Genomic DNA, 14,702 nt, shown 5'->3' on the forward strand with positions numbered 1-14,702 from the left:
GTAACTATTACTTGTCCATTTATAGTATTATGCTGCCACGTCAACAAAGCTGCTGTAAAGCATAAAGATAAACATAGCTTGTTGTTTAATAACGTCACTATGACTAAATCATGAAAAAAAACCAAAAAGTCGCTGTAGAACAACTTGAAGTGGGCACGTTTATCCGTCTACCTATTTCGTGGAAAGACCATCCATTCTTGTTTAGCAGTTTTAAAATCAAAAACAGCGCCCAAATTGAGCTAATCAAAGGATTAGGACTCAAGGATGTGTTTTTTGACCCAGAAAAAAGCGATATTGAGCCTGTTACCTCAGATAAGCCAGAACAAGCTCCCACTGAAGAAGAACTCACTGCATTAAAAGAGCAAATGCTTAGCGACAAAACAACCAAAATAGATGAACAAAAAAAGCTCAAGCGTGATTTAAAGAAAACCGAACAACAATTTGAACGTTCAGTAGCCATGATGCGCTCGATGGTGTCAAAAATCAGTAGCCGTCCGCTTAATGCCGTAACTGAAGCAAAAGATCTCATTAACAACCTCACTAATATGCTGCTAAATAGTGACAACCTAGCATTGCATTTAATGAGCGATGCCAAAAACGATGAGCATATTTACCACCACACTCTCAACGTTGCCATGCTATGCATGTTAATGGCTAAAGAGCTTGGCTGGAGCCGCGAAGAAGTTGAAACCGTTGGCATTGGTGCATTATTTCACGACATTGGAAAACTCAAAGTCCCCAGTACAATTCTTAGTAAACGAGTGCCATTGTCTGCACCAGAAGAAAACTTTATCAAACAGCACCCGCTAATGAGCATTAATTTTTTAAAGTTAGCCGACAGTTTCCCAGAAGAAGCTAAACCATTAATCGCCAATCATCATGAATTTTTAGACGGTAGCGGCTTCCCACAAGGACTTAAAGCAGACGAGCTTGATAAGTTGTCGCAACTTATCGCGGTAGTCAATGAATACGACAACTTGTGTAATGGTACCAGCCAGTTCAAGGGGAAACCGCCCAGTGTTGCACTAGGAATGCTCTACAAAAGCTACAATGAAAAGCTCAATTCAGAATACGTAAGTAAACTCATTAAAATGCTGGGTATTTATCCACCGGGTAGTATTGTCGAGTTATCAAGCGGCCAATTTGCGATGGTGATGTCGGTCAATTTACAGCAATTACTGTACCCTAACGTGATTGTTTACGATCAACTCGTGCCTAAAGACCAAGCGCCTATTGTCAGCTTACAAAATCATAATATGAGCATTGTTCGTAGCTTGCCCGCTGCGGCATTACCTAAAAAAATTCATGCTTACCTCAGCCCAAGAGATAAGATCAGCTTCGGTATAAGCGCTATTTAGTGGGTCGATATAAAAGATAACTCATACGAAAAAGCCACCTATTTAGATAGGTGGCTTTTTCGTAAACGATATAATTCACTCAAAAAATAACGGTAAAATGAAGCTCATTGGTATTACAACCAACCTTTACGTTTAAAGAAAAAATAGGTTCCGGCAGCACTGGCTAACATCAGCCCAACCGCCATAGGGTAACCCAATCGCCAATCAAGCTCTGGCATAATATGAAAGTTCATCCCATAGCTACTGGCGATTAAGGTCGGCGGTAAAAACACCACCGCTGATACTGAGAATATCTTAATAATCTTGTTTTGCTGTAAACCACTAAAACCCATCGCCGCATCGAGTAAAAACTGTAACTTATCGAAAATAAATTGGCTGTGAGGCATTAAAGACTCAATGTCTGACAACATCTCACGAATGTCTTTTAAATTTTCATCCGACAAACTTTCACGATAATAACGTTGCATATATCGTAACGAGCGTTGAGTATCGAGCAAACTTAAACGAATTTTGCCGTTAGAGTCTTCTTGTAGCGTAATAAGCTTAAACACATCATCGAGCTCTTCGTCATTAAACACTTGCTCGCCGACATTTTCTAACACGCTATACACATCTTCAATTAAGTCTGATAAGTAATCCACTTTTAAATTAAATAGTTCTAATAACAAGCCTTGCGGCGTGGTGATGTCTAAACGGCCTAAACGTAAATAGTTACGCAATAAACGGATTAAACCGACATCTTCTTCACGAATGGTCAGTAAAAAAGCTTTACGTAAGTTAAACGATACGTTTACCGCACGTACATCTGAGCTCACACGTTGCGGAAATAATGAGTTAATGTGCAAACCATCTTGGTTTTGATAAAAACGGGCCGATGCCTCAATTTCTTTAATATCTTCTTCGTCAGGCACTTCTTCAGCAGAAAACGAACTCAACCAATCTCGCTCTTTATCATCAGGTTTTAATAAATCTAACCATAAAGTCGACTCTGGCACATTGTCACCCACTTTTAATTCAGTGGTTACAAGTTGTCTATCTTGATAGGCGTATGCTGTGATCATCGCTCCCCCAAAGTGTGTTAAGTCTACTCAACTTAACAACATAAAATGTGCAAAATTTGGCGCTAGTTTACTCAACTAAAGCGTAATGAAAAGCAAAAAACGGATCCTCGTTGAATAATCGTGCCAGTTGATACAACAAAATGATGATTCAATATAAAAAAGCGCCCTTATTGGACGCTAATTTAACGATATAAATAACCCCAATCGATTATTACTCGCCTTTTAAACGTCGATCTAATTGATCTTTTAAATTGGCCGGCACACCTTTAATTAAAATGGTATCAGACACCGGATCGTATATAACGCGCTCACCTAAATGACCACCGTCAAAACTTAAGGTGACACCCCCACCAGTACCCGAAAACTTCTTTAAACTGCGTAAACTGGCTTTATCTGCCGGAAACTCTTCATCTAACTCATAACTGCCACCACAGGCAAAGTCATAAAAAGAATCCATGCCAGAGTCAGCTAACTCATCGGCTAAATCTTTAACCTCAATCACTTCACCAGAGTCTGCGCGCTCAGAGCAATACTCAAACACTTTATTGCGGCACTCTTGGCGCTCATCTTTAGTTAGCTCACTGCCGGCAACAAAATCTTCAACAGCATGAATTAACGTTTTGTTTTGCGCTTTAGTATTAACGCCTTCAACGCAGCCCATAAAATCTAAAAAGAAATCAGCCACTTTACGACCGGCGCGGCCGCGAATAAACGAAATATACTTGCGTGAACTCTTGTCCGCTTGCCACTCAGTTAAATCAATACGTGCGGCTAGTTGAATATTGCTTAAATCTAAATGATTGTTTTGCGACAGTTCCATATCATCTAATACTGTCATTGATGATTTAGCACTTAATAATGCCACAAACAAATAGTCGCTGGTCATACTGGTGTAGCATGACATCAACAAAAAGCCACCCTGGCTAAAATCGTACTTGGCTAACTCTTGTTGCAATAACTGACTTGCTTGGCCACTAAATTCAACAAAGCCTAAATCGCCACTGCGGTAACCGGTTAACGCATTCGCAAATTCATCATTGGCTTCGCCATCATCACCATGAGTACCAAAAAAGCCAAACCCTTTACCCGCTTTACCCGAGTATGTCTGGTGTAACTCTTCTAGCATGGTTTCAACAGCGTTGGTATTCAACAACGGTTGTGGACGTAAACGACAGCGCATTTGCCCCTGACCATCTTGAGAGATTTCGTGAATAATTGCTTGCTCAATACTAATCGCCATAAGCCTTGTTAACCTATTCTGTCGCTGAAGATAATTTTAAAAAGAATGATATCAGACCCGCCGTATAAATCGAACAAGGGTTTGCTATATTCCTCACATAGCGCGAATAAAACTTGAGGCGATAAAGCGCTAAATCCGTTATTATGTGCAGCTAATTCATTCTTTATTGAAGTTTTCTGACTATGGCAATTCAATCTAAATACACTAACACCCAAGTTGAAGCTCTTATCAGCGAGATGCTTGCTGTACTGGCTAAGCACCAAGCTCCTACCGATTTAAGCCTAATGGTATTAGGTAACTGTGTGACTCATTTACTCGACAAAAAAGTCCCAAATGAGTCGCGCCAGCAAGTTGCAGAGCAATTTGCCAAAGCGTTAACACAGTCGATTAAGTAATCGACTAAATAAAATTTATCACTACGCTAACAATCAGTTACACTGAATTAGTCTGTGATAATAACGTAGGAATACGAGTTAAGATGATCGAGCGCAAAAAGCAGCAAATGACGCGTGACAAAGTGTCACGCTTAGTTAATTGGGGTCACTGGTTTGCCTTTTTTAATGGCATATTGGCGATGCTAATTGGCGCTCGATATATTGGCAGTGTGGGCTACCCAGAAAGCGTTATCGGCTGGGCCTACCTGACCATCAGTACCATAGGGCATTTTACTTTTTTAGCCTTTATCGGTTACTTAATATTTATTTTCCCAATTACTTTACTCCTACCCTACTCTAAAATTTTACGTGGTTTTGCCGCCTTTATTGCATCACTGGGACTCTACACTCTACTTTATGACACCATAATCTATGACGACTACGGTATTCATTTAAGTCCTTTTGCATTCGACCTAGCCTGGCAAGACCTCAACGCATTGCTGCACAGTACCTCATACATTGTAACCCCTATCGTCATCGTGCTTGTAGAGCTAACAGTGGCTAACTTTTTGTGGAAACGCATCGACAAAATTCAGAAAAAACAATGGGGCAATCGCGTGGTGATATTTGTTGGCGTCTGTTTCGTCAGTAGCCACTTATTTCATATTTGGGCCGACGCTACCAACATGACCGAAGTCACCCGTTTCGACGACGCTTATCCTGTGTCTTACCCTGCAACTGCGCGCTCGTTTATGGAAAATCACGGCATTGACAGCAGCATGCAATCGGTTGAATCACGTTCATCTACATCGCGCAAATTAAGCTATCCACTCAATCCTTTGCAGTGCAGTGCAGACAGCCAACCCAACATCTTATTCATCACTATAGACAGCTTACGTGCGGATATGGTCGACAGTGTCACCATGCCTTACTTAACCCAATACCGTAATCAAAATCAGCGCTTTAGTCATCATTTTAGCGGTGGCACTGACTTTGACACCAGCATGTTCACCTTAATGTACGGATTACAAGGCAACTACAGCGACCGCAAAGAATTTACCAGCACAGCGCCAATATTAACCAGCGAGCTCAGTAAACAAGGGTATCAACAAGCGTTTTTTGCCCCTAAAATGAGTGACGACATCGCCAATGCAGCCATATTTAAAGGCATGCAAATGCACACCAGCGCCGGTGATAATGGCAGTGCAGATGCAGACATCAACACGATTAATGCCGTAAATGCGTGGCAATCAAGTCAAACACAACCTTGGTTTGCATTGGTAAACCTCACCGCGCCTGAAGATTACGATACCCCAATAGGCTTTTTAGGTGTACAAACCATCAAACCACACATGGAATTAAAGCCAGCGCAAAAAGTGTTGTTTAATCAATACCGTCAATCGCTTAATTTTATCGACCAGCAACTCGCCATTTTGCTTGATAATGTCAGTGACGACACTATCGTGTTGATTACCGGCACCTATGGCCAGGTCTTTACCAGTAACACCAGCGATGGCCGTAACGATTTATCGCCTGGTAATGTTAAAGTGCCGCTGATTATTCATTGGCCAGACGGACATGGAAATAAAATTAATTACCGCACCAGTCATTATGGTATTGCCCCCACTTTGCTCAGCCAGGTATTAGGTTGCACCAACCCAAGTACTGATTACAGCTCTGGGCGTAGCTTGCTAGAGCCCAACAGCGAAACCTGGGTGTATATTGGTGACAGTAGCCGTTTTGCGATTTACCAAAAATCTGAAATCACTGTGCTTGACCGTTTTGGTAAGTACCGTATATACGATTTAGAGTATAAAAAACGCTTAGACAAGAAGATGAGTGCACCTGAGTTAATTCAAGTTATGCGGGAGGGTCGAAGGCTCTACAATCAATAGCACGACCAATGTTCAATAATGACGTGTTACGCCAAAGCATTCATGTTTTAAATCGTAAAGTTACAACATTGAATTAATACGCTTTTCATTACAGCTGGATAGTTTGTAACCAATCGACAATGAGCCGATAACTAACAGCTTGCACTAGGCAAATACAGTTGCTAAAGTGCATACCCACTTAGTGACCCCAGTATTAAATACTCGCTAAGTTATGATGTTTGTATCAACACATGCATTAACAAAATTCGGTATGTAGCGCAGCCCGGTAGCGCACTGTCATGGGGTGTCAGGGGTCGGAGGTTCGAATCCTCTCATACCGACCAAATTAAAATCTAATGTCGATTGATTATTGATAATAGATACAACAAAACCCCGTATTAGCCTAGCTGATACGGGGTTTTGTTTTTATACCTTAAATCAATCCAGCTAAGGCTCGTCCGTAAGTATGGCATGGCTATGAATGATATGCCCGTTCGAATGAATTCGTTTCGTGAAAACTAAGTATAAGATTTCAGTTAATAACTACTGAGTTTCTAATACATTGTATTCAGATAACTATTAATGAACCCGTTGTGTATAAATTTCTAACTTAGCTTCTCAAAGTGGCAATGTTCATTTTTATCTATGTCCTAGCGCGGGGATGATCGCGTCAATCGTAAATACTTTTGTTAATCCTTAACGATACATACGTATTCACATTGAATTAACATAATGGCATGTAAGAATGATTTTTTATGATAATAAGGCGTCGCCATGAAATTCGTGATTTTATTATTTAGCTTGTCGTTTTTTTTATCCGCTCCAGCTAAGGCTGATGCCCCATCTTTGAGTGTCAGCAAAGGCCAAATCGAGACCGTACAGCCCTTTAAGTCTGCCTACGTAAAAGACCGGTTTTTAACGGTGTGGTTACCGCCAGGGTATAACAAACAAAGTCAGTATGACGTGCTTTACATGCACGATGGCCGCATGTTATTTGATGCCAATAGCACCTGGAACAAGCAAGAGTGGCGAGTAGATGAAGTCGCTGGCGAGCTGATTGAACAAGGAAAAATCCGCCCAATAATTGTGGTGGGTATTCCTAATGCGGTCGAAAATCGCCACAGTGAGTTTTTTCCACAGCAACCGTTTGAATATTTCTCGCCATCAAAACAACAAGCCTTGTATAAAATTGAAAAGTACGCGGATCACCCGTTATTCGCTTCAAAAGTGTATTCAGACAACTACAGCCTTTTTATTGTCAACGAAGTCATCCCTTACATTGAAGCCAACTACCCGGTGAATAAAGGGCCGCAACATCGTTATATAGGTGGCTCAAGCATGGGCGGGCTAATCTCTTGGTACACCTTATTAAATTACCCTGACCAATTTGCTGGTGCGATTAATATGTCGACTCATTGGCCTGGGACCTTTAGTGCTGAAGATGATGTATTTCCTGTATTTCAACAATATATAGCGGCCAATTTGCATAAACTGATTAATCAAAAAGTCTATTTTGATTATGGTGATAGCACCCTGGATGCCATGTACCCAGAGTTACAAAAACAAATCGATAAGATATTTATTGAACAACAATACCCAAAAGGTCAGTGGCGCAGCCTGTATTTCCCAGGAGCTGATCACACAGAAAACGCATGGGCTAAGCGCTTGCATACCCCTTTAGAGTTTATGTTTGGAACGACCAAACCATAATTCTGCTTATACACATTCACTCACATCCCCTCGATGAAAATGCGAGCGAATGTATTGATTAACAGCACAACGTAAAGTGCCGACATTAGACAAAAGAGATAGCAAGGGAGGAATTGCAGCGACTTTGGCTTATAGGGTTAGCAAGACAAGGTTAACAGAACAGCAAGCCTTAATAAAAAGGACTTGGGTCAATATCTAAGCTACTTGGCGACACGCCTCGTTCAATGTAAACATCTGATTTTAATAAATCAATCATGGTAACGTCGATATAATGCTTATGCTTTAAAGAATAAAAACATTTAACAATGGGATGCAATACATCGCGGTTTTTAGCTTGCCAAACCACACCAACATGTTCATTTGATAACAATACCAATGAGCCAACCGGGTAGACACCGATACAACGAATAAATTCGTACACTAATGAATGATCTAACTGAGCTGGCGTTAAGCTAATCAATATTTTAAACGCTGCAGCTGTACTCATTGCTTCTTTATAACAGCGTGATGCCGTTAACGCATCAAAAATATCAACAATCCCCCCCCATTCGACCATGAAGCGGTAATTGCTCATCCTTTAATCCCTTCGGATAACCTGTGCCATCGAGCTTTTCATGATGCATTAAACATACATCAATGCTCATTTGAGATAATCCGATGGTGTCCTCTAAAATGTTAAGCGCAAACACTTGATGAAGCTTAATATATTCAAACTCTTCAGCGGTAAGCTTATTAGGTTTGTGGAGAATGCTATCATCAATGTTAATTTTGCCAATGTCATGCAACATCCCCCCTAAAGCCAGTTGTTTCAAGGTGTTGATATCAAGTTTAAGGTGGTGACCAAACGTTACCAGTAAAAAAGCGACATTAATCGAATGTTCTAATAAATAAGCATCTTTTGTACGCAGTGCTGCAATACACCTAAATGCATCGGTATCATTAATCGCACACTCAATTAATTTTTCGATAACAGGTTCAAATTGCCCGACATCAAGGTTTCTGCCTTCGTAAGTATCCGTCATGACTTTTTGTATCAGGCTTTTAGCTTCGGACAGTATTTTTTTAGCTTTAGCGTGTTGTTCGTCTATTGTGAAAGATGCTTTTTTTGCTAATGGATTAGATAATCCATTAGGTTTAACATATTTTTTTAAGCCACAGGTATCTGATGAGCGATCAATATCCACCCACACATATGCAATGTTGTTTTTACGTAGTTTGATAATGGTGTCACGATGCTTAATTTGCCCAGGCTGGTTTACAGCCACTTTTTGCTGTCGTCGGTCAACTGCAATAATAAACATCCCTAAGGCAAGTTTATCCATTGGTAGTTTGATGACATTATTGGCTTCGACCGACGCTTTCATACAATAAGCTCCCAAATAATAAAAAACACCTTACATGTACAAAATTTGTTCAACCATACAATGATCGAATTTTCGTGTTGTGTTTTAGCACACAGTTATTGAACTTATTTTTAATTAACTATAAGCTACTGATTTATAACGATAATTAATATTATGCTTATTATGATAAACATTCCTCAGTAACTCGATATGCGTTAAAGGTATTGATTTAATGATGAAAATAGCCTTAACAATATAAAGTGATTGGCTGCACTTATTTACTGCTAACAATTTAACAGCAAACGTATCAGCCTCAACACAATGCCGCCACTTAACAAGCAAAACCATCCAATATAAACCCAATATCAAATTTAAATATTGATTTGACACAAGCTTTAGTTAAAAATTAACCAAACTCTGGTGTTTTCTGTTTTCCCGCCGATACATTTATTATTCTTGATTACTTTAACTGGCTTTCATTAATCTCATTATGCTTGAAACAATTCCAACGCTATTTTCTATCACCGATGAAAGCCTACTCATCGTAGGAAGCTTCCACCCTTTTGCCGTGTTGATATCAATCGCTATAGCGGTGTTTGCCTCCTACATGGCACTGCAAGTGGCGTCACAAGCCACCGTCACGCATAACGTATTCAAACGGCACTTACTTATCTCTTGTGGCAGCATTGCGTTGGGGGGCGGAGTGTGGTCGATGCACTTTATCGGTATGTTGGCATTTAGCTTGTGTACGCCGGTGAGTTATAACGTCGGGATAACCGCATTATCATTTGTGCCGAGCATTGCAGCATCGTGGGTGGCACTCAATGTTATTTCCATTGAAAAACCGAGATTAAGCCATTTTGTGGTAGGTGGAATTTTAGTCGGTGCAGGCATTGGTACCATGCATTATGTTGGCATGGCAGCCATGGAAATGGCGCCCCTGTTACGTTATGACATGTTTTACTTTGGCTTATCGATTGTGGTGGCTGTAGCATTGGCCATTTTATCTTTGTGGATCCGCTTTAGTTTGGATCATTTAGGCCGCTTTACATTAACCGAATTGCATAAAAATATGATTGCAGCGCTGGTGATGGGCTGCGCGATTTCAGCGATGCATTATACCGGCATGGCGGCTGCACGTTTTGTTAGGCCTGCTGGATTTGAGTTTTCAGATCAAACCAAAATGGTATCGCTCTACCTTGGCATTGCGGTTGCCACAATTACGATAGTGATTATTCTTTTTGTATTAACCGTTAACATGCTGATCAAATATCAAGCATCATTACACCAAACTAAACTCAGTGAAGCACGATATCGCGCCACCATATCAACCGCCATTGACGGTATCATCACCTTTAACGACAAAGGGCAAATAGAAAGCGGCAACCAGGCAATAGAAACCTTACTCGGCTGGCGACTAGAAGAGGTGTGCCATCAAAATATCCGCAGCTTTATTCCCGCCACTTTTATCGATGACTTTAATTCCTATCTACGCAGTTATTCAGATGACACATTAAGCAATCAAATAAGTGATGGCCGCGATGTTGAAGCCATACACGTTAATGGACATACCATTCCTGTTAGAGTGTCTATTGGCCATGCCTGCATTGAAGGAAAAAGTCTGTTTGTAATGTACATCAGCGATTTGCGTCATCGTATTGAAATGCAGCACGCCTTGATAAAAAGCGAAGCACAATTTCGTTCACTCATTACCAATATTCCCGGTATTGCTTACCGCTGCTTAAATGTTCAAGACTGGCCAATGGTGTTTATCAGTGATGCGGTCGAAAGCATTACCGGCTACCCCGCGAGCGACTACCTCGGTGCTCAACCCAAACGTCATTTTTATGAACATGTGCATCCCGATGATCTTGATTTAATAGCGAACCAAGTGACCACAGATAAAGTCTTTACCCTCGAGTATCGTATTATCAATGCCGATGGCGATATCCGTTGGCTGCTGGGTTACGGCGCCCATGTGGATGGCTTAGACGTTAATGATAAATGGCTCGACGGTTTTATAATGGATATTACTGAGCGCAAAGCAATGGAGCAATCGCTGATGATTGCTAAAGATAAGGCAGAACAAGCTGCATTATCGCGCGCCGCATTTTTAGCTAACATGAGCCATGAAATTAGAACACCAATGAATGCCATTATTGGCTTTAGTGACATTTTACTCGACGACAAATTACCTGCTGCACAACACAAACATTTGCATACCATTAATCAGTCTGCCAAATCATTATTGCACTTGCTTAATGATGTTCTCGACAGCGCCAAACTCGACAAAGGTAAATTTGAATTAGAACTGCGTGATTTCTCTGTTATTGAAGAAGTCGACTCTGTGGTATCAACCTTGTGGCTACAAGCAAACAGCAAGGGGCTGTATTTAGATGTGAATGTGACTCCCGATGTAGCACATTCTTATCACGGCGCCCCCGATAGGATCCGTCAAGTCCTCACAAACCTTATCGGTAATGCCATTAAGTTTACCCAAGAGGGTGGCGTGAACATTAATGTCAGCGTAAAACCTAAAAGTGGTTGCATTGAATTTGCCATAAACGATACCGGCATTGGTATGACGCAAGCACAATTAGCCTTGGTATTTGATGCATTTGCTCAGGCAGATGCCAGTATGAATCGCCGTTTTGGTGGAACCGGTTTAGGCACAACCATTAGCCAACAATTAGTTGAATTAATGGGTGGAAAAATCACCGCCAACAGTACTTATGGCAAAGGCAGTTGCTTTAAATTTGCCTTACCATTAGCAGCGCCTAAACAAATACAGCCCGTAACAGAACAAATATCCAGTTATGCCATTAATCCATTAACCGTATTAGTGGTAGATGACATTCAACAAAACATAGATTTATTGACTATTGTAATGAAGCGCCAAGGTCATACCGTGATAACCGCACGCGACGGCAAACAAGCCCTGCTGCGCATGCAGAGCGATAACATCAATATCGTATTGATGGACGTGCAAATGCCCATTATGGATGGATTAACCGCATCTCGCCTGCGCCGCGAACAAGAAGCAACTCAACAATTAACCCACATGCCCATCATTGCGTTAACGGCCAGCGTGCTACCTGAAGATAGAATCGCGGCTATGGATGCCGGCATGGACGGATTTGCCAATAAACCCATTGATATTGCATTGTTAAATCATGAAATAGCGCAAGTATTAAAACTTGATATCAATATAAACACGCCTGAAACAACGCAAGACACCACAGAAAAACCACAAGTGGTTAACGACAAAAAAGGCATGAACCTGTGGGGCGACCAAGCCACATTAATCAAAGAGATTAACGGCTTTATCCACAAGCAACAGCATTGTATTACCGAGTTAAAACAGTTAATTATTGAAGATAACTGGTCAGCAATACAAGCACAACTGCATGGATTAAAAGGGTTAGCCGGTAATTTAGCTCTGCCGCAATTAACCCGCTTACTCACCGATGCTGAGCGGCTAGCAATGACAAGGTCAGCTCAAGATTTACTGGCCACATTGCCCAATATTAAACACGCCTTTAGCAAGGTAAATGACTATATTAAACAACAACCAATAGCATCTAAAAGCGTCGAAAACACGCAACAAGAAACTTGTATCAACCCTGTTACGTTGAAACAGATTATTAATCGAATACGCCTTGCAGCCAAAGATAACGAATACAATGAGGCCGATCTTAACTCGTTGATGGAAAGCATACCTTCAGTATATCGCCTTAAATGTATATCAATTCAACATGCCTTAGACGATTTTGAATTTGAACAAGCGTTAATTGAGCTCGATAATCTCGACGCGCACATTAATGCACAATAAAGAATTAAGCAGATGATATTTAACCGACAAGATAGTAAACAAACCATCCTGATTGTGGATGACGAGCCAGCAAACCTTAGAGTATTAAAAAAAATGCTCGAGGATCAATACCGCCTCATTTTTGCTAAAAGTGGTGAAGAAGCATTGCGCCTAGTACAACGTGAACTGCCAAACCTGATTTTGCTTGATGTTATGATGCCAGGCATGACGGGGTTTGAAGTATGCGAACAACTCAAAGCAGACCTGCTTAGCAAAGCTGTACCGGTTATTTTTGTCACCGCACTTAATGACGAAGTTGATGAAACCAAAGGATTTGAAGTCGGCGCCGTTGACTACATCACCAAGCCAGTATCACCTGCAATCGTTAAGGCGCGAGTACGTACTCACCTTTCACTGGTACAAGCAGACGATTTACGCCGCACCAGGTTACAGGTTATTCAACGTTTAGGCCGCGCATCAGAATACAAAGACAATGAAACAGGCATGCACATTATGCGCATGAGCCACTATTCAAAAATCATTGCCCTCGCCTACGGTTTATCTGATTTTGCCGCAGACAATTTACTCCACGCCGCGCCTATGCACGACATAGGTAAAATCGGTATTCCAGACAGCATTATGCTTAAGCCGGGAAAACTCACCGACGAAGAATTTACCATCATGAAGACTCACCCAGAAATTGGTGCAGAGATTCTCGGTGACTCTGACTCCGACTTAATCGCATTGGCCAAAGTGGTGTCCTTAACCCACCACGAAAAGTTCGATGGCAGTGGTTACCCTAAAGGATTAAAAGGCAAAAACATCCCGATTGAGGGGCGTATTGTGGCCATTGCTGACGTATTTGACGCGCTCACCAGCAAACGCCCTTACAAAGAAGCTTGGACAGTAGAACAAGCCATGGACTTTATCGAAAGCCAGAGCGGTATTCACTTTGACCCCGATTTAGTCGTCTTATTACAGCAATGTTTACCGAGTATCTTGTACATTAAACAGCGCTGGCAAGACTAAGTCATTAAAGCCTTAACTCAGTTAATACCAACATACCCAAAGTGTACTTTTGTCATAATCTTTTAAGCAAAATATACACTGGGCTAAATCTGCTCCTTGATCGTATTAAACATTATCATCAACGTTATTATATTGAGCCAGACTATGTTTTCATTTTTAAAATCAGACCCGACCAAAAAACTGCGTAAAACCTACGATCAAAAACTTGAACAAGCCATGCAAGCACAGCGTAAAGGCGACATCAAAACCTACTCGTTATTAACCGCTGAATCAGAAAAGATTTGGCAACAGATTGAAGCGCTAGAAAAATCGAGCAAATAAGTTAACGATAAAGTGAATAACTGGCTATGTTTTGAAATACTGCAGTTTCGCTCAGATAGGATAATAATGGGGGACAGCAAAAAAGCGGCTACTTTAGTACAGGCCAAAGTTGGCTATAAAAGGTAGTAAAAAATGACATCTCATTAAATAAACATGAGTAACTTGTGAACAAACATAAGGAATAAATTAACCATAAGGCTTATGCTGACTACTCAAATCGATCGTCAGTTTGAGGACAACATTATGTGGTGGCGTGTCATCATTATTACCTTAGCCTTTTTATTGTTAGGTGCGCACTTTGTTCGCTTTAGTCAAACCGAGTGGGCTATCATCGCTTGTGTGATGCCTTTATTGATGTTTATCCGTCACAATATCATCAGTCAATTATTAAAGTTTACCTTACTATTAAGCGTTATTTTTATCTGGGCGGTCACCACGTTTAACTTTATAGACATGCGCATTAGTTTGTCTGAACCCTGGCTCAGACTGGCAATGATTATGGGGGGCGTGATGATATTTACCTTGTTTGCTGCGTTTTGTACCAATGGTTTAAACCAACGATTACGTCATTAATTGGCTCA

Annotated in this window: 10 protein-coding genes, 1 tRNA gene and 1 pseudogene; 9 read left to right on the top strand and 3 right to left on the bottom strand. The window is 41.0% G+C overall.

What is annotated here, in order from left to right; genetic code table 11:
• Positions 1–110 precede the first annotated feature (110 nt).
• A complete protein-coding gene (locus IEY42_RS12010; RefSeq protein WP_188925460.1) occupies positions 111–1,358 on the top strand; it encodes a cyclic di-GMP phosphodiesterase in 1,248 nt (415 codons plus the stop codon).
• 113 nt (positions 1,359–1,471) lie between these two features.
• Here the strand turns inward: IEY42_RS12010 and corA are convergent, their stop codons facing one another.
• Positions 1,472–2,419, bottom strand: coding sequence for a magnesium/cobalt transporter CorA (gene corA / locus IEY42_RS12015; RefSeq protein WP_188920481.1), 948 nt, complete (start codon positions 2,417–2,419; stop codon positions 1,472–1,474).
• A gap of 211 nt (positions 2,420–2,630) precedes the next feature.
• Positions 2,631–3,659, bottom strand: a complete 1,029-nt coding sequence (yejK, locus tag IEY42_RS12020) for a nucleoid-associated protein YejK (protein WP_188925461.1) — start codon at positions 3,657–3,659, stop codon at positions 2,631–2,633.
• Positions 3,660–3,841: 182 nt separating this feature from the next.
• On the opposite strand from yejK, the gene IEY42_RS12025 reads away from it, so the two are divergent.
• The 4 genes from IEY42_RS12025 to IEY42_RS12040 all read left to right on the top strand — a co-directional run bounded on the left by IEY42_RS12025 (position 3,842) and on the right by IEY42_RS12040 (position 7,617).
• A complete protein-coding gene (locus IEY42_RS12025) occupies positions 3,842–4,054 on the top strand; it encodes a YejL family protein (protein WP_188920485.1) in 213 nt (70 codons plus the stop codon).
• Between the two features lie 83 nt (positions 4,055–4,137).
• A complete protein-coding gene (locus IEY42_RS12030; RefSeq protein ID WP_188925462.1) occupies positions 4,138–5,928 on the top strand; it encodes a DUF3413 domain-containing protein in 1,791 nt (596 codons plus the stop codon).
• Between the two features lie 246 nt (positions 5,929–6,174).
• Positions 6,175–6,251: transfer RNA gene (locus IEY42_RS12035), tRNA-Pro, on the top strand.
• A 430-nt stretch (positions 6,252–6,681) separates the two neighbouring features.
• On the top strand, positions 6,682–7,617 hold the full coding sequence (locus IEY42_RS12040) for an alpha/beta hydrolase (protein WP_188925463.1): 936 nt from the start codon (positions 6,682–6,684) through the stop codon (positions 7,615–7,617).
• Positions 7,618–7,786: 169 nt separating this feature from the next.
• Here IEY42_RS12040 and IEY42_RS12045 read toward each other — a convergent pair.
• A pseudogene (locus tag IEY42_RS12045) lies at positions 7,787–8,981 on the bottom strand (cyclic di-GMP phosphodiesterase).
• 469 nt (positions 8,982–9,450) lie between these two features.
• Between IEY42_RS12045 and IEY42_RS12050 the strand changes: the two are divergent.
• From IEY42_RS12050 to IEY42_RS12065, 4 genes are all read left to right on the top strand, one after another.
• Positions 9,451–12,792, top strand: coding sequence for an MHYT domain-containing protein (locus IEY42_RS12050; RefSeq protein ID WP_188925464.1), 3,342 nt, complete (start codon positions 9,451–9,453; stop codon positions 12,790–12,792).
• Between the two features lie 12 nt (positions 12,793–12,804).
• Complete coding sequence (locus IEY42_RS12055) at positions 12,805–13,800, top strand: response regulator (RefSeq protein ID WP_275974569.1); 996 nt, start codon at positions 12,805–12,807, stop codon at positions 13,798–13,800.
• Between the two features lie 144 nt (positions 13,801–13,944).
• Complete coding sequence (locus tag IEY42_RS12060; protein WP_188925465.1) at positions 13,945–14,121, top strand: DUF6435 family protein; 177 nt, start codon at positions 13,945–13,947, stop codon at positions 14,119–14,121.
• A gap of 243 nt (positions 14,122–14,364) precedes the next feature.
• Positions 14,365–14,694 (top strand): hypothetical protein, encoded by a 330-nt coding sequence (locus IEY42_RS12065; protein ID WP_188920502.1) that lies wholly within the window; start codon positions 14,365–14,367, stop codon positions 14,692–14,694.
• Positions 14,695–14,702 lie beyond the last annotated feature (8 nt).

Origin of the sequence: Shewanella algicola (assembly GCF_014648035.1) — a bacterium.
Classification (GTDB): domain Bacteria; phylum Pseudomonadota; class Gammaproteobacteria; order Enterobacterales; family Shewanellaceae; genus Shewanella; species Shewanella algicola.